The sequence below is a fragment of the Streptomyces sp. NPDC026206 genome (assembly GCF_040638465.1).
Classification (GTDB): Bacteria; Actinomycetota; Actinomycetes; order Streptomycetales; family Streptomycetaceae; genus Streptomyces.
The window spans coordinates 1-16,516 of the sequence record NZ_JBEZYL010000038.1; the positions used below are offsets into that span (position 1 = coordinate 1).

The following is a 16,516-nucleotide window of genomic DNA, read 5'->3' on the forward strand; positions in this document are numbered from 1 at the left end:
GGCCGAGTACTGGCACATCGGCGCCATCCAGGCGCGGTGGGGAATGGTCAGCGACCGCAGGGTGAAGGGCTGGAACAGGTTGCTCACGGCGTCCGGACGGGGACGATCTCACTGCTCCGGCAGCCACCCCACCTGCACCAGCGGCGTCCCACGCTTCCGCGAGACGAAGTAGCCGCGCCCCGGCGGCATCGGGCGAGGCCGCACGCCGCCCAGGACGTCGCCCTCGCCCGGGTCGCCCGACAGGACGACGCCCTGCGCGCCCAGCTCCTTCACGCGCTGCATGAAGGACTCGAACATCGAGCGCGACGCCCCCGCCGAACTGCGCGCGATGATAAAGCGGATGCCGACGTCGCGCGCGAAGGGCAGGTTCTCCGTGAGCACCGCCATCGGATTGCCGCCGCTCGTGGCGACCAGCTCGTAGTCGTCGACGATGACGAAGAGCTGCGGGCCCGTCCACCAGCTGCGGTCGCGCAGCTGCTGCGGCGTGATGCCGGGCTGCGGGGCCCGGCGTTCCATCAGGCCGTTGAGCGCGTCGGCGTGCACCGTCAGCGCGGAGGCGATGGGGGCGTACTCCAGCAGGTGCGTCTCCGGGACGACGTCCAGCAGGGTGCGCCGGTAGTCGCCGACCACGATCTTCGCCTCGTCGGGGCCGTAGCGCTCGCTGATCTGCTTGGCCAGCAGCCGCAGCAGCGCCGTCTTGCCGGACTCGCTCTCCCCGAACACGAGGAAGAACGGGTCGGTCTCGAAGTCGACGAAGACGGGCTCCAGAGAGGTCTCGTCGATGCCGATGGCCACGCCCAGCTCGGGGTGCTCGCCGCCCTTGGGCAGCTCGTCGGCGCGCAGCCTGCGCGGCAGCAGCCGCACCCGCGGCGCCTGCGGACCGGACCACGCCTCCTGCACCGCGGTGATCACAGCGGCGGTCGCGTCCGTCATCGTCCCCGGGTCGCTGTCGGCATCGATCCGCGGCTGGCCGCCCATGAAGTGCAGCTTCTCCGGGAGCTGGCCGCGCCCCGGGACGCCCGCCGGGACGTTCGCCGCGACCTTGCGGTCGAACTCGGAGTCCATCGTGTCGCCCAGCCTCAGCTCCAGGCGATTGAGGAGCAGGTCCTTCAGGGACGCCCGGACCTCCATGTTGCGGGAGGCCGTGACCACGACATGGACGCCGTATCCCAGGCCGCGCGCGGCGATGTCGGTGACGACGCCTTCCAGCAGCTCGTACTCTTGCTTGAAGCTGCCCCAGCCGTCGACGACGAGGAAGACGTCGCCCCACTCCTGGTCGGTGAGCCGGCCCGCCGCCCGCTGCCGCCGGTAGGTGACGATCGAGTCGATGCCGTTCGCGCGGAAGTACTCCTCGCGGCGGGCCAGGACGCCGGCCACCTCGGCGACCGTGCGGCGGACCCGCTCCGGGTCGAGCCGGGAGGCGACGCCGCCCACATGGGGCAGCCCGCTGACGGCGCTCATGCCGCCGCCACCGAAGTCGAGCCCGTAGAACTGCACCTCGGCGGGCGTATGGGTGAGGGCGAAGGCCGCGATCAGCGTGCGCATCAGCGTCGACTTGCCGGACTGGGGGCCACCGACGACGAGCATGTGTCCGGCCGCGCCCGAGAAGTCGCGGTAGAGCACGTCACGCCGCTGCTCGAAGGGCTTGTCGATCAGGCCCAGCGGCACCACGAGCTGGCCCGCGCGCGGGTACTCGGCGGCCGTCAGGCCCCTGCCGGGCACCTGCGAGAGCGGGGGCAGCAGCTGGTCCAGGGACGGCGCCCGCTCCAGCGGCGGCAGCCACACCTGGTGGGCCGGCGGGCCCTGGCCCTCCAGCCTGCGCACCACCACGTCCAGCACCGTGTCGGCGAACGTGTCGTCGTCCCCCCGGTCCGGTGCCGGCGCCGTCACCGGACCGGGCACGGCGTAGGTGACGGGCACGGGAGCCGCGGTGAAGAGCACCGGGCGCCGCTCCGCCGGCAGCGGCCCGTCCCCGGTGATCGCGGCCCCGGCCGCGCGGTACGCGCCGGAGACGTACGCGGCCTTGAACCGCGCCATCTCGTCCGTGCCGAACTTCAGGTACCCCGAGCCCGGCACCGTCGGCAGGTGGTACGCGTCCGGCACGCCCAGCGCCGTCCGGGACTCGGCCGCCGAGAAGGTGCGCAGGCCGATGCGGTACGACAGGTACGTCTCCAGCCCGCGCAGCCGGCCCTCCTCCAGGCGCTGCGAGGCCAGCAGCAGATGCACGCCCAGCGAGCGGCCGATGCGTCCGATCTGGATGAACATGTCGATGAAGTCGGGCTTGGCCGTCAATAGCTCGCTGAATTCGTCGATCACCAGAACGAGTGAAGCCAGGGGCTCCAGAGCGGCACCCGCGGCCCGCGCCTTCTCGTAGTCGTGCATGTTGGCGTAGTTGCCCGCCGAACGCAGCAGCTCCTGCCGGCGCTGCAGCTCTCCCGTGATCGAGTCGCGCATGCGGTCGACCAGCGTCAGGTCGTCCGCGAGGTTGGTGATGACGGCCGCGACATGCGGGAGGGAGGACATCCCGGCGAAGGTCGCGCCGCCCTTGAAGTCCGCGAGGACGAAGTTCAGGGTCTCCGAGGAGTGCGTGACCGCCAGGCCCAGCACCAGCGTCCGCAGCAGCTCGGACTTGCCCGAGCCGGTCGCGCCGACACACAGGCCGTGCGGGCCCATGCCGTCCTGCGCGGCCTCCTTGAGGTCGAGCATCACGGGCGAGCCGTCCTCGCCCACCCCGATCGGTACGCGCAGCCGCTCGGCGGGCGTGCGCGGCCGCCAGGTACGGGCGACGTCCACCGAACCGGCGTCGGCGAGCCCGAGCAGCTCCGTGAAGTCCCAGTCGGCCAGCAACGGCTCGTCCTCGTCGCCACCGCCCACGCGCAGCGGGGCGAGCTGGCGCGCCAGCGCCTCCGCCGCCTCCGGCGAGAGGGTGTCCGGCACGCCGTCGTACGCCGCCACCTGTGAGCGCAGCCGCAGCCTGCCCGGCCGCACGGTCACCGCCAGCCCGCCGCGCAGCTCGTCCAGCTCACCCGGTACGACCTCCACCACGGTGACGCCCTGCAGACCCTCCGGCGCCGCGAACACCGAGTCCTGCGGCACCGCCGCGCTCTCCAGCAGGACCACTACATGCGGCTGCTCGTGCAGCGGCCGCCCCTCACGGCTGAACCGCGGCCGGCCCTCCAGGCGCGGCGCCAGCAGCTCCTCCAGCTCGGCCAGGTCGTCACCGATCAGCCGCCGCGTACCGGCCCCGTCGGCCGTGCCCGCCAGCTGCACGTGCGGCAGCCACTTCGTCCACTCCCACCGGGCGCTCGCCCCGCGCCCCGTGACCACCGCGATGACGAGGTCCTCCGGCGAGTGCAGCGTGGCGAGCTGGGCCACCAGCGCCCGCGCGCAACCGTGCACCGTCTCCGGCTCACCCGAAAGGGTGAGGTGGTAGAAGGCGCGCAACGACACCGCCATCGGCAGGCCGTCCAGCGAACCGTGTATGGCCAGGAAGCGCTGCATCGCGCCCGCCGTCAGCGGCTCCAACTCGTCTATGGGCGCGGTCTCCGGCGCCACCAGGGGCGTCGCGAGCTGCTGCGCGCCCAGCCCTATGCGCGCCTGCCCGAAGTCCTCGTCACCCGCCCGCCGCTCCCAGACCCTGCCGCCCTCGGCGACCACCGACCACAGCTGGTCCGGCGCGGGGTGCAGATACAACTGCGCGTCGCGCTGTGCCCTGGCGGTGCGCCGCACGGTGCGCCGGGTCTGCGCGAGGTACCTGAGGTAGTCCCGGCGCGCGTCGGCCACCTGGCCCTGCGAGCCCTGGCGGTGCCGGACGACCATCGCGACCGTCATGCCGAGCGTCGAGACCATCATCAGGACGCCCATGATCTTCATGATGGGCTGCGCGCCCGGCATGAAGAAGTAGACCATCGACGAGGCCATGCCCACGGTGGGCAACAGCTGCATCAGGATGCCCTCCTGACGGCCGCGCGGCAGTTCGGGGGGCGCTTCCAGCCGTAGTTCCGCGCTCGGCACCTCGGGCGGGAGCACCCGCGGCTGGCGCTTGACGACGACCTGGCTCACGGAACGGTTCAACCCCTCTGAAGCGAAGGGCCAGTTCCCTTCCGGCACCCCTGCGGCCCCGGCCTCCCCTCGCGAGACGGTGATCCTATCGGCGTACGGACGTTCGCCCCCGGTAGGGTGACCAGCCGCGCGCCGTGCACACGGGCCGGCGGGCACCGAAAGAACCAGATCAGGGGGCAATCCGGGTGAGTACGTCCGCCACGACCGGCTTTTGCAGGGTGACCGTCGTCGCGCCGGACAGCCGCATCGACGTGGCTCTCCCCGAGGACCTGCCCGTCGCCGACGTCAACCCCGAGATCCTGCGGCTGACCGGCCGGACGCAGCCCCCCGGCAGCCCCACCGGCTACCACCTCGTACGCCGCGACGGCACCGTCCTCGACGGCGCCCGCACCCTCGCGGCCCAGCGCGTCCTCGACGGCGAGATCCTCTCCCTGCGGCCCTTCTCCGAGTCCCTGCCGCCCGCTGTCCACGACGACGTCTCCGACGCCGTCGCCTCCGCCGTCACCGGCGACCGCGCCCTGTGGGACGCCCGGCTCCTGCGCGGCACCGGCCTCTTCGCAGGCGCCCTGCTGCTCGTCCTGGCGGGCTTCGTGCTCTGGTTCGCCGACCCGGTCCGCCACGACATGCACGGGGTGCCGGGCATCGTCGCCGGTGTCGTCGCCGTCTTCCTCACCGCGTTCGCCGGCGTCCGCGCACGGGTCTACGACGACCGCGCCTCGGCGCTCGCCCTGGGCCTGGCCGCCGTGCCGCACCTGCTGATCGCCGGCTCCGGCGTGCTGGGCCCCGGCGCGGGCGAGGGCGCGGGCCGGCTGCAGTGCCTGCTGGGCTGCGCGGCCGTCCTCGTCGCCTCCGTCGCCCTGGTCGCCCTCATGCGCGGCGGCGACGCCCCCTTCGTCGCGACGGTCCTCGCGTCCGCCACCGGCGTCCTGGCCACCTTCGGCGCCATCCTCACCGAGGCCGAGCCGGCCGACGCCGCCGCCGTCTGCGCGGTCGTCGCCATCGGCGCCATCGCCTTCCTGCCCGCCCTCTCGGCCCGCGTCGCCCGGCTGCCCGTCGGCTACGCCGCCCCGCACGCCGCCGCCGACGAGGACCTCGACGCCCCCCGGGGCGCGGCCACCGCCGAGCCCGTCGACACCGAGCGCATCGCCGCCCAGGCGCGCCGCGGCCACGAGCTGCTGCTCGGCCTCGTCGGCGGCTGCGCGGCCGTCGTCACCGGTTCCGCGGCCGTGCTCGCCTTCTCCGCCGACCCCTGGGCGCAGGCGCTCGCCCTGGCCGCCGGGCTCGCGATGCCGCTGCGCGCCCGTCTCTTCCGCTACACCGCGCAGGTCGCCGCCGTCCTCGGCGCGGGCGTGGCCGCCCTCGCCCTGCTCGTCCTCGGCATGGCCCTGAACCCGCCCGCTGCCGCCGACGGCATCCGTACGGTCTGGCTCACCGCCGCCGTCGCCGGCGTCGCCGCCCTGCTCACCTGCGTCGCGCTGATCATCCCCCGCAAGGGTCTGTCACCCTTCTGGGGGAGACTGTCCGACATGGCGGAGAGCGCCTTCCTCCTCGCCCTCGTGCCGTTGTGCCTCGCGGTGCTCGACCTGTACTCCACCGCACGCGGCGTGACCAGCGGCTGAACCACGACCGACGGCGGAGCCCGGCACCGGGGCTGGTACTGTGTGTGGTGGCCGTTTGTGTACGCGCCTCCGGACCGCCCCGGTCAGCTCTGATCAGGGTTCTGGGGACAGCGCCCAGCGGACCTCGCCTCCCGAGTAACGGAAGCTCCCCTGAGACATAGACCAGGGGCACTCGGCGGCTGAAACCGAGAATTTGAGGAGTACCGCGTGTCGCTCGACGCCGCTACGAAGAAGCAGATCATGGCCGAGTTCGCCACCAAGGAGGGCGACACCGGGTCCCCCGAGGTTCAGGTGGCCATGCTCACCCGCCGCATCTCGGACCTGACCGAGCACCTCAAGCAGCACAAGCACGACCACCACTCCCGTCGTGGTCTGCTGCTGCTGGTCGGCCAGCGTCGCCGCCTGCTGCAGTACCTGGCCAAGAAGGACATCACGCGCTTCCGCGCCCTGGTCGAGCGCCTCGGCATCCGCCGCGGTGCGGCCGGCGCCAAGTAAGACGTCATGAAGGGAGCGGTTCCCACCCCGGGGGCCGCTCCCTTCGTGCATGCCGGAGCGGCGTGCCCCTTCGCGCCGCTCACGGGAAGCGACGACAAGCAGAAGCTTTGTAGTCTGGTTCCACAACGGCATAGCGAACGAAACACCTGACGAGGAGGGACGCCGGCGCTCCGCCGGTCCTCGGTAGTGGCCCCCGGAACAGGGAATTCCGGGTGCTTCGATCGAAGACCGGCTCCCGCACAGCGCACCAAGGCGCCCTCCACCACCGTCCCCCGCCACACGGGCAGGGGACGCACAAGAGGAGATATTCCTGGTGGAGAACGAGACCCACTACGCCGAGGCCGTCATCGACAACGGCGCCTTCGGCACCCGCACCATCCGCTTCGAGACGGGCCGCCTGGCCAAGCAGGCCGCCGGCTCCGCCGTGGCGTACCTGGACGACGACACCATGGTGCTGTCGGCCACCACCGCTTCCAAGAAGCCCAAGGACCAGCTCGACTTCTTCCCCCTGACGGTGGACGTCGAGGAGCGGATGTACGCGGCCGGCAAGATCCCCGGCTCCTTCTTCCGCCGTGAGGGCCGCCCCTCCGAGGACGCCGTCCTCACCTGCCGCCTGATCGACCGGCCGCTGCGCCCCTCCTTCAAGAAGGGCCTGCGCAACGAGATCCAGATCGTCGAGACGATCATGGCGCTCAACCCCGACCACCTCTACGACGTGGTCGCCATCAACGCCGCCTCCTGCTCCACGCAGCTCGCGGGCCTGCCCTTCTCCGGTCCGATCGGCGCCACCCGCGTCGCTCTGATCAAGGGCCAGTGGGTGGCGTTCCCGACCCACACCGAGCTCGAGGACGCCGTCTTCGACATGGTCGTGGCCGGCCGCGTCCTGGAGGACGGCGACGTCGCGATCATGATGGTCGAGGCCGAGGCCACCGAGAAGACCATCCAGCTGGTCAAGGACGGCGCCGAGGCCCCCACCGAGGAGGTCGTCGCCGCCGGTCTCGAGGCCGCGAAGCCCTTCATCAAGGTGCTGTGCCGCGCCCAGTCCGAGCTCGCCGCCAAGGCCGCCAAGCCCGAGGGCGAGTTCCTGGTCTTCCTGGACTACCAGGACGACGTCCTTCAGGCCCTGACCGCCGCGGTCCGCACCGAGCTCTCGCAGGCGCTCACCATCGCCGGCAAGCAGGAGCGCGAGACCGAGATCGACCGCGTCAAGGAGCTCGCCGCCGACAAGCTGCTCCCGCAGTTCGAGGGCCGCGAGAAGGAGATCTCCGCCGCGTACCGCTCGCTGACCAAGTCCCTGGTCCGTGAGCGCGTCATCAAGGAGAAGAAGCGCATCGACGGCCGTGGGGTGACGGACATCCGTACCCTCGCCGCCGAGGTCGAGGCCATCCCGCGCGTGCACGGCTCGGCGCTGTTCGAGCGCGGCGAGACCCAGATCCTGGGTGTCACCACGCTGAACATGCTCCGCATGGAGCAGCAGCTCGACACGCTGTCGCCGGTGACGCGCAAGCGCTACATGCACAACTACAACTTCCCGCCGTACTCCGTCGGCGAGACCGGCCGCGTGGGTTCGCCCAAGCGCCGCGAGATCGGCCACGGCGCCCTGGCCGAGCGGGCCATCGTGCCCGTGCTGCCGACGCGCGAGGAGTTCCCGTACGCCATCCGCCAGGTCTCCGAGGCGCTCGGCTCCAACGGCTCCACCTCCATGGGCTCGGTCTGCGCCTCCACCATGTCGCTGCTGAACGCCGGTGTGCCCCTGAAGGCCCCCGTCGCCGGTATCGCCATGGGCCTGATCTCCCAGGAGATCGACGGCAAGACGCACTACGTCGCCCTCACCGACATCCTCGGTGCGGAGGACGCGTTCGGCGACATGGACTTCAAGGTCGCCGGTACGAAGGAGTTCGTCACCGCCCTCCAGCTGGACACCAAGCTGGACGGCATCCCGGCCTCCGTCCTGGCCGCGGCCCTCAAGCAGGCCCGCGACGCCCGCCTCCACATCCTCGACGTGATGATGGAAGCGATCGACACGCCGGACGAGATGTCCCCCAACGCCCCGCGGATCATCACCGTCAAGATCCCCGTGGACAAGATCGGTGAGGTCATCGGCCCCAAGGGCAAGATGATCAACCAGATCCAGGAGGACACCGGCGCCGAGATCACGATCGAGGACGACGGCACCATCTACATCGGTGCCCAGGTCGGCTCGCAGGCCGAGGCCGCCCGCGCCACGATCAACGCCATCGCCAACCCGACCATGCCGGAGGTCGGCGAGCGCTACCTGGGTACGGTCGTCAAGACCACCACCTTCGGTGCGTTCGTCTCCCTCATGCCGGGCAAGGACGGTCTGCTGCACATCTCGCAGATCCGCAAGCTCGCCGGTGGCAAGCGCGTGGAGAACGTCGAGGACGTGCTCGGCGTCGGCGCCAAGGTCCAGGTCGAGATCGCCGAGATCGACCAGCGCGGCAAGCTCTCCCTGATCCCCGTGATCGAGGGCGAGGACGGCGACAGTGACAAGGCCGACGAGACCAAGGACGAGTCCGCCAAGTGACGTCCCGTAGTACACGGAAGACGGCCCGCACCTCCTCGGAGGGGCGGGCCGTCGCCCGTACCCAAACGCTTCTCAAGGGTGAGAACGGCATCGGCACCGTGCGCCGGACCACCCTTCCGGGCGGCCTGCGCATCGTCACCGAGACCCTGCCGTCGGTACGCTCCGCGACCTTCGGCATCTGGGCGAACGTCGGCTCGCGCGACGAGACCCCGACGCTCAACGGCGCCACGCACTACCTGGAGCACCTGCTCTTCAAGGGCACGGCCAAGCGCAGCGCGCTCGACATCTCCGCCGCCCTCGACGCGGTCGGCGGCGAGATGAACGCGTTCACGGCCAAGGAGTACACCTGCTACTACGCACGGGTGCTCGACACCGACCTGCCGCTCGCCATCGACGTCGTCTGCGACATGCTGACCGGCTCGCTGATCGAGGCCTCCGACGTCGACGCCGAGCGCGGTGTGATCCTCGAAGAGATCGCGATGACCGAGGACGACCCCGGTGACTGCGTGCACGACCTCTTCGCGCACACCATGCTGGGCGACACCCCCCTCGGCCGCCCGGTCCTCGGCACCGTCGACACGATCAACGCGCTCACCCGCGACCGGATCGCCCGCTTCTACCAGAAGCACTACGACCCCACCCACCTGGTCGTCGCCGCCGCGGGCAACGTCGACCACGCCAAGGTCGTCCGCCAGGTCCGCGCCGCCTTCGACAAGGCCGGCGCCCTCGGCAGCACCGACGCGATCCCCGTCGCCCCCCGCTCCGGCGCCCGTACGATCCGTACCGCCGGCCGCGTGGAGCTGCTGGGCCGCAAGACCGAGCAGGCGCACGTCGTCCTCGGCATGCCGGGCCTGGCCCGCACCGACGAGCGCCGCTGGGCGCTGGGGGTGCTCAACACCGCCCTCGGCGGCGGCATGAGCTCGCGGCTCTTCCAGGAGGTGCGGGAGAAGCGCGGCCTGGCCTACTCCGTCTACTCCTACACTTCGGGCTTCGCCGACTGCGGCCTCTTCGGCGTCTACGCCGGCTGCCGCCCGAGCCAGGTGCACGACGTGCTGAAGATCTGCCGCGACGAGCTGGACCGCGTCGCGTCGGAGGGCCTGTCGGACGAGGAGATCGGCCGTGCCATCGGCCAGCTCTCCGGCTCCACCGTCCTGGGCCTGGAGGACACGGGCGCGCTGATGAACCGCATCGGCAAGAGCGAGCTGTGCTGGGGCGACCAGATGTCGGTCACCGACATGCTCACGCGCATCGCGGCCGTCACCCCGGAGGAGATCCGCGAGGTGGCCCGCGATGTACTGGGACAGCGTCCTTCGCTGTCCGTCATCGGCCCGCTGAAGGACAAGCAGGCCGCGCGCCTGGACGAGGCCGTTTCGTAAACAGGGCCGTCTTTCAAGGCCCTCAAGGGGAAGCAGGGACGATGAGCAAGCTGCGCGTCGCGGTGATCGGCGCCAAGGGCCGGATCGGCGCCGAGGCCGTACGAGCCGTGGAAGCCGCCGAGGACATGGAGCTGGTGGCCGCGCTGGGCCGGGGCGACAGCCTTCAGGCCCTGACCGGGGCCGGAGCCCAGGTCGCCGTCGAGCTGACGCACCCGGACTCGGTGATGGACAACCTCGAGTTCTGCGTCACCAACGGCATCCACGGCGTCGTCGGCACCACCGGCTGGACCGAGGACCGCCTCGCGCGGCTGAACTCCTGGCTGGACGCCTCCCCGTCGACGGGCGTGCTCATCGCCCCGAACTTCTCCATCGGCGCGGTCCTGACCATGGCCTTCGCCCAGCAGGCCGCCCGCTTCTTCGAGTCCGTCGAGGTCGTCGAGCTGCACCACCGGGGCAAGGCCGACGCCCCCTCCGGCACCGCCACCCGCACCGCCCAGCTCATCGCGGCGGCACGGGAGACGGCCGGGCTGCCCCGCCAGGAGGACCCGACCACGCACGGTCTGGAGGGCGCGCGGGGCGCCGACGTCGACGGCGTGCCGGTGCACGCCGTACGGCTGCGCGGGCTGCTGGCCCACCAGGAGGTGCTCTTCGGTGATACCGGCGAGACGCTCACCATCCGGCACGATTCGCTGCACCACAGCTGCTTCATGCCGGGCATCCTGCTCGGCGCGCGGCGCGTGGTGAGCACTCCGGGGCTGACGTTCGGCCTCGAGCACTTCCTGGATCTGGGCTGAGGGCCATGCGCGCGAAGGTCGTCTATTTCGCCCTGGCCGCCGTTCTGGCCGTCTACTTCGTCCTGGTCGGCAGCCGGGGCGTGATGCTCATCCAGCAGGGCACGGCCATCACGGTGGCGTTCGGCGTCTCCGTGCTGGTGCTGCCCTTCATCGGCGCCTGGTTCCTGTACCAGACCACCAGGTTCGCGCGCGACGCCAACCGGCTCGCGCGGGAGCTGGAGGCCGAGGGCGGGCTCCCGGTCGACGAGCTCGTACGGACCCCCGGCGGCCGCATCGACCGCGACTCCGCGGACGCCGTCTTCGCCCGGCGCCGGGCCGAGACCGAGCAGGCCCCCGGCGACTGGCGCTCCTGGTTCCGGCTGGCCGTCGCCTACCACGACGCCCGCGACACCCCGCGTGCGCGCAAGGCGATGCAGCGGGCGATCGCCCTGCATGACGGGAGGCCGGTCCGGACCGCCGACGTGGCGTGACGGCCCGGTCGGCGGGGCTCAGCCCCTGAGCTCCGCCACCCAGTCCTCGACGGCGTCCGCCGCCATGGCGAAGGCCTGGGGGCGGCCGAGGAAGTCGGCACCGTGGTCGGTGAGCACGGCGGGCAGCGGCCCGCCCTGGGTCCGCTCCACGACCAGGACCTGGCCCTGGACCGTGCGGGGCAGCCCCAGCAGACGGACGGGCTGCTGCACGGTCCGGACGGCGGCGACATCGGACCAGGGCAGCGTCGTGCCCGACAGCAGCCGCGACTGCCGCAGCCCCTGCGGGCTCACCCAGATGCCCGTACGGACCAGCCGCACCGCGAGCGTGATCAGCAGCGCGCCGACGGCGAGGCACACGCCGGCGCCGAGCAGCGCGCCGGCGAGGGCGATGACCAGGGCGCAGAGCAGGACGTACCCCGCCAGCAGAAGCACGACCGCCGCGCCGCCGACCCGCAGGGCGCCAGGGTGGTACGGGCGCCGCCAGCGGTGGCGGCTCTCGTACGCATCCTCGGGCTCCCCATGGGCCGGTGACGCGGCGGTCGGCGTCGCGCCCGCAGTGGTGACGGTCGCGTTCGCTGTCGTGGGCGTACTGGTGGTCGCAGCCGGTGCCGCGAGGTTGTCGCCGTCGCGGTCGGCTGTCAGGAAGGGCAGGGGCACGACGGTTTGGTTCCTCACTCGTACGCACGCTCGAATGGCTGTGCGGGGTGAGGCTACCCGCTGATCAACGGCCGCCGGTCAGCGGCCCGCGCCTGCTTCGGACTGCTGGGCGTGCTGGGACTTCTGCGGACCCGTTTCCAGGGACGGCATGCCGAACAGCAGCGCCCCGACGAGCCCCGCCGCGACCGTCAGCCCCACCAGGGTCCGCCCGGCTATCTCCGAGCGGCTGGCGCGATTGCGGGGCGGCGGCGCGACGTTGCTGCGGTAGCGCTCGGCCTCGGCGACGAAGGCGAACGGTACGGGCTCTCGCCGGCGGAACATGAAGGGCTCTCCTAGGAACCTCGAAGTGTGCTGTCACACATAAGGACGTTCAAAGTCGCCCACAGGTGCCCGTTTTCCGTAACTTCTGTGAAAAATATCAACTGGCGCCCCGGGCTCCGTTGTGGCACAGGGGCCGGGCCCGCCGTGTCGGCCGGGTGTCAGTGGCGGCCCTTAGGCTTGGCGGCGGCCCAGCAACGCACATGGAAGGACCCCGCCGGTGACCGACACCTCCACCGAGGACGCCAGGACCGACAAGCCGACGTTTCGCAGCGATGTGACCGTCGAGCTGGTCAAGCACAGCGCTGCCGACTCCGACGTGCTGTGGGCGGCCCGCGTCTCCACGGCCGGCGAACAGTCCCTCGAAGAGATCACGAAGGACCCCGAGCGGTCCAAGGGGCTCATCAATTACCTGATGCGCGACCGCCACGGCAGCCCCTTCGAGCACAACTCGATGACCTTCTTCATCAGTGCCCCGATCTTCGTCTTCCGCGAGTTCATGCGTCACCGCGTGGGCTGGTCGTACAACGAGGAGTCCGGCCGCTACCGCGAGCTCGAGCCGGTCTTCTACGTTCCGGGCGAGTCCCGCAAGCTGGTCCAGGAGGGCCGTCCGGGCAAGTACGTCTTCGTCGAAGGCACCCAGGCGCAGCACGAGCTGACCGGCCGCGCCATGGAGGACAGCTACCGCCAGGCCTACGCCGCGTATCAGGAGATGCTGGCCGCCGGCGTCGCCCGGGAGGTCGCCCGCTCGGTCCTGCCGGTGGGCCTGTTCTCCTCGATGTACGCCACGTGCAACGCCCGCTCGCTGATGCACTTCCTGGGCCTGCGTACGCAGCACGAGCTGGCGGCCGTTCCCTCGTTCCCGCAGCGTGAGATCGAAATGGTCGGCGAAAAGATGGAGGCGGAGTGGGCCCAGCTCATGCCGCTCACCTACGCCGCCTTCAACAAGAACGGCCGCGTCGCCCCGTAACCGGCCGCATGCGCACGGTGATCAGAGTGATCGTGACGCGCTGCTACTCGGACCAGTGAGTCAGGTGTCCGTATTGCGGCGTTTCATCACCTTCATCTAGGCTGAAAAGACGGACCCGGCACTGCTTGAACCCCCGAGCAGGCAGTGCCGGGATCCCTTTCGCACTCCCCGAGGGAGCACCTCACGGTGAGCAACGAGTAGCGTGGCCCCCATGGCTCCGACCTCCACACCGCAGACGCCCTTCGGACGGGTCCTGACCGCGATGGTCACTCCGTTCACGGCCGAGGGCACCCTCGACCTCGACGGCGCACAGCGCCTCGCCGCCCACCTGGTGGACGCAGGCAACGACGGCCTCGTCGTGAACGGCACCACCGGTGAGTCGCCGACCACCAGCGATGCGGAGAAAGCCCAGCTCGTACGCGCCGTCGTCGAGGCGGTCGGCGACCGCGCCCATGTCGTGGCCGGAGCCGGCACCAACGACACCCGCCACAGCATCGAGCTCGCCCGCGCCGCCCAGCAGGCAGGCGCGCACGGCCTCCTCGTGGTCACCCCGTACTACAACAAGCCCCCGCAGGAGGGCCTCCGCCGGCACTTCACCGCCGTCGCGGACGCCACGGACCTCCCGGTGATGCTCTACGACATCCCCGGCCGCAGCGGCGTACAGATCGAGACCGAGACCATGGTCCGGCTCGCGGACCACCCGCGCATCGTCGCCAACAAGGACGCCAAGGGCGACCTGGCCGCCGCGAGCTGGGCCATGGCCCGCTCGGGCCTCGCCTGGTACTCCGGGGACGACATGCTCAACCTGCCGCTGCTGTCCATCGGCGCCGCGGGCTTCGTCTCGGTCGTCGGCCACGTCGTCGCCCCCGAGCTGCGCGCACTGGTGGAGGCCCACCGCTCCGGCGACGCCGTCAAGGCCGCCGAGATCCACCGCAGGCTGCTGCCGGTCTACACCGGAATGTTCCGCACCCAGGGCGTCATGACCACCAAGGCCGCCCTCGCCCTCCAGGGCCTGCCCGCCGGACCGCTGCGCCTTCCGCTCGTCGAGCTCACGCACGAGGAGACCGAGCAGCTGAAGCGCGATCTCGCCGCGGGCGGGGTACAGCTGTAAACACCAGACTTCACAACTGAATACCGACGGAAATCGCAAGTGCACGAATGTCATGCGCGCCATGTGTCCAGGGAGGACAAGTGGCGCGCATGGTGAGGAGAGTCTTTTGAGCCACCCGCACCCTGAACTCGGCCCGCCGCCGAAGCTGCCCAAGGGCGGCCTTCGCGTCACCCCTCTCGGTGGCCTCGGCGAGATCGGCCGCAACATGACGGTCTTCGAATACGGCGGCCGTCTGCTGATCGTCGACTGCGGAGTGCTCTTCCCCGAGGAGGAGCAGCCCGGAATCGACCTGATCCTGCCGGACTTCACGTCCATCAGGGACCGCCTGGACGACATCGACGGCATCGTGCTCACGCACGGCCACGAGGACCACATCGGCGGCGTCCCCTACCTGCTTCGCGAGAAGCCGGACATCCCGCTGATCGGCTCCAAGCTGACCCTCGCGCTCATCGAGGCCAAGCTCCAGGAGCACCGCATCCGCCCGTACACCCTCGAGGTCGTGGAGGGTCACCGCGAGCGGATCGGCCCCTTCGAGTGCGAGTTCATCGCGGTCAACCACTCCATCCCGGACGCGCTGGCCGTCGCCATCCGCACCCCGGCAGGCATGGTCGTGCACACCGGCGACTTCAAGATGGACCAGCTCCCGCTGGACCGCCGCCTGACCGACCTCCCCGCCTTCGCCAAGCTCGGCGAGGAGGGCATCGACCTGCTGCTCGTGGACTCCACGAACGCCGAGGTCCCCGGCTTCGTCCCGCCCGAGCGCGACATCTCCGGCGTGCTGCGCCAGGTCTTCGCGGGCGCCCAGAAGCGCATCATCGTGGCCAGCTTCGCCAGCCACGTCCACCGCATCCAGCAGATCCTGGACGCCGCGCACGAGTACGGCAGGCGCGTCGCCTTCGTCGGCCGCTCGATGGTCCGCAACATGGGCATCGCCCGTGACCTGGGCTACCTGCGCATCCCGGCCGGCCTCGTCGTCGACGTCAAGACCCTCGACGACCTGCCGGGCGAGGAGGTCGTGCTGGTCTGCACCGGCTCGCAGGGCGAGCCGATGGCGGCGCTCTCGCGCATGGCCAACCGCGACCACCAGATCCGCATCGTCCAGGGCGACACGGTGATCCTGGCCTCGTCGCTCATCCCCGGCAACGAGAACGCGGTCTACCGCGTGATCAACGGCCTGACCCGCTGGGGCGCCAACGTCGTCCACAAGGGCAACGCCCGCGTCCACGTCTCGGGCCACGCCTCGGCCGGCGAGCTGCTGTACTTCTACAACATCTGCAAGCCGAAGAACCTGATGCCGGTGCACGGCGAATGGCGCCACCTGCGGGCCAACGCCGAACTGGGCGCGCTGACGGGCATCCCGAAGGACCACATCGTCATCGCCGAGGACGGCGTCGTGGTGGACCTCGTCGACGGCAAGGCGCGGATCGTGGGCAAGGTCCAGGCCGGCTACGTGTACGTGGACGGCCTCTCGGTCGGCGACGTCACGGAGGTCCACCTCAAGGACCGCCGCATCCTCGGGGAGGAAGGCATCATCTTCGTCCACGTGGTCGTCGACAGCACGACGGGCAAGGTCGTCAGCGGCCCGCAGATCCAGGCCCGCGGCTCGGGCATCGACGACGCGTCCTTCTCGGCAGTGGTCCCGAAGATCGAGGAAGCCATCGCCAGGGCCGCCGCCGACGGCGTCGCCGAACCCCACCAGCTGCAGCAGCTCGTGCGCCGCTCGGTGGGCAAGTGGGTCTCCGACAGCTACCGCCGGCGCCCGATGATCCTCCCTGTGGTCGTCGAGGTCTGACGCCACATCAGCCGTACGGACGGCCGCGCCTGCGCCGATTTGCATCCGGGCGCGGCCGTCCAGTACGTTTACGACTCCACCGCAGCGGGAAACACCGAACGCCTTGTGCGTCCGGATGGATCCGGCAGGCGGATGGGAATCCGGCTCAGATAACTCTGATAAAGTCGGGTAGCCCGCTCCGACAGGGGCCGGAAACGAAATCCGAACCGACCGCTTCTTTTGGAAGCGGGGGGAACGGAAAACGGATCTGGTAAGGTTGGAAACACGAAATACCGAAGGGAAGCGCCCGGAGGAAAGCCCGAGAGGG

Annotated in this window: 12 protein-coding genes; 9 read left to right on the plus strand and 3 right to left on the minus strand. The window is 70.9% G+C overall.

Annotated features, from left to right (window positions below):
• Positions 1–108: 108 nt before the first annotated feature.
• Positions 109–4,062, minus strand: a complete 3,954-nt coding sequence (gene eccCa, locus AB0F13_RS27375) for a type VII secretion protein EccCa (RefSeq protein WP_362087756.1) — start codon at positions 4,060–4,062, stop codon at positions 109–111.
• Between the two features lie 185 nt (positions 4,063–4,247).
• On the opposite strand from eccCa, the gene eccD reads away from it, so the two are divergent.
• The 6 genes from eccD (at position 4,248) to AB0F13_RS27405 (ending at position 11,361) form a co-directional block, all read left to right on the plus strand.
• On the plus strand, positions 4,248–5,681 hold the full coding sequence (eccD, locus tag AB0F13_RS27380) for a type VII secretion integral membrane protein EccD (protein WP_362087759.1): 1,434 nt from the start codon (positions 4,248–4,250) through the stop codon (positions 5,679–5,681).
• 207 nt (positions 5,682–5,888) lie between these two features.
• The gene (rpsO, locus tag AB0F13_RS27385; protein WP_045934183.1) at positions 5,889–6,176 is read left to right on the plus strand and encodes a 30S ribosomal protein S15; all 288 of its coding nucleotides are present in this window, start codon (positions 5,889–5,891) and stop codon (positions 6,174–6,176) included.
• Between the two features lie 313 nt (positions 6,177–6,489).
• A complete protein-coding gene (locus tag AB0F13_RS27390; protein ID WP_362087763.1) occupies positions 6,490–8,721 on the plus strand; it encodes a polyribonucleotide nucleotidyltransferase in 2,232 nt (743 codons plus the stop codon).
• Positions 8,718–10,097, plus strand: coding sequence for a pitrilysin family protein (locus AB0F13_RS27395; RefSeq protein ID WP_362087766.1), 1,380 nt, complete (start codon positions 8,718–8,720; stop codon positions 10,095–10,097). The genes AB0F13_RS27390 and AB0F13_RS27395 overlap by 4 nt, the downstream gene beginning before the upstream one ends.
• Before the next feature lie 41 nt (positions 10,098–10,138).
• A complete protein-coding gene (dapB, locus tag AB0F13_RS27400) occupies positions 10,139–10,891 on the plus strand; it encodes a 4-hydroxy-tetrahydrodipicolinate reductase (RefSeq protein WP_362087769.1) in 753 nt (250 codons plus the stop codon).
• Between the two features lie 5 nt (positions 10,892–10,896).
• Positions 10,897–11,361 carry a hypothetical protein gene (locus AB0F13_RS27405; RefSeq protein WP_362087772.1) on the plus strand — a complete coding sequence of 155 codons (465 nt, stop codon included), beginning with the start codon at positions 10,897–10,899 and terminating at the stop codon, positions 11,359–11,361.
• Between the two features lie 18 nt (positions 11,362–11,379).
• On the opposite strand, the gene AB0F13_RS27410 is transcribed toward AB0F13_RS27405, so the two are convergent.
• Both AB0F13_RS27410 and AB0F13_RS27415 read right to left on the minus strand, forming a co-directional pair.
• Positions 11,380–12,018 carry a hypothetical protein gene (locus tag AB0F13_RS27410; RefSeq protein WP_362087774.1) on the minus strand — a complete coding sequence of 213 codons (639 nt, stop codon included), beginning with the start codon at positions 12,016–12,018 and terminating at the stop codon, positions 11,380–11,382.
• Between the two features lie 78 nt (positions 12,019–12,096).
• Positions 12,097–12,339, minus strand: coding sequence for a hypothetical protein (locus AB0F13_RS27415; protein ID WP_362087777.1), 243 nt, complete (start codon positions 12,337–12,339; stop codon positions 12,097–12,099).
• Positions 12,340–12,556: 217 nt separating this feature from the next.
• Here AB0F13_RS27415 and thyX point away from each other — a divergent pair, with 217 nt between their 5' ends.
• From thyX to AB0F13_RS27430, 3 genes are all read left to right on the plus strand, one after another.
• A complete protein-coding gene (gene thyX / locus AB0F13_RS27420) occupies positions 12,557–13,306 on the plus strand; it encodes an FAD-dependent thymidylate synthase (protein WP_362087780.1) in 750 nt (249 codons plus the stop codon).
• A gap of 211 nt (positions 13,307–13,517) precedes the next feature.
• Complete coding sequence (gene dapA / locus AB0F13_RS27425; RefSeq protein ID WP_362087783.1) at positions 13,518–14,417, plus strand: 4-hydroxy-tetrahydrodipicolinate synthase; 900 nt, start codon at positions 13,518–13,520, stop codon at positions 14,415–14,417.
• A 106-nt stretch (positions 14,418–14,523) separates the two neighbouring features.
• Positions 14,524–16,209, plus strand: a complete 1,686-nt coding sequence (locus AB0F13_RS27430) for a ribonuclease J (protein WP_362087786.1) — start codon at positions 14,524–14,526, stop codon at positions 16,207–16,209.
• Positions 16,210–16,516: the final 307 nt, after the last annotated feature.

What these genes read in the sequence shown, in the direction of transcription:
- dapB (WP_362087769.1), top strand. Translation starts at nt 10,139, where the DNA reads ATGAGCAAGCTGCGCGTCGCGGTGATCGGCGCCAAGGGCCGGATCGGC.
- AB0F13_RS27405 (WP_362087772.1), top strand. Translation starts at nt 10,897, where the DNA reads ATGCGCGCGAAGGTCGTCTATTTCGCCCTGGCCGCCGTTCTGGCCGTC.
- AB0F13_RS27415 (WP_362087777.1), bottom strand. Translation starts at nt 12,339, where the DNA reads ATGTTCCGCCGGCGAGAGCCCGTACCGTTCGCCTTCGTCGCCGAGGCC.
- dapA (WP_362087783.1), top strand. Translation starts at nt 13,518, where the DNA reads ATGGCTCCGACCTCCACACCGCAGACGCCCTTCGGACGGGTCCTGACC.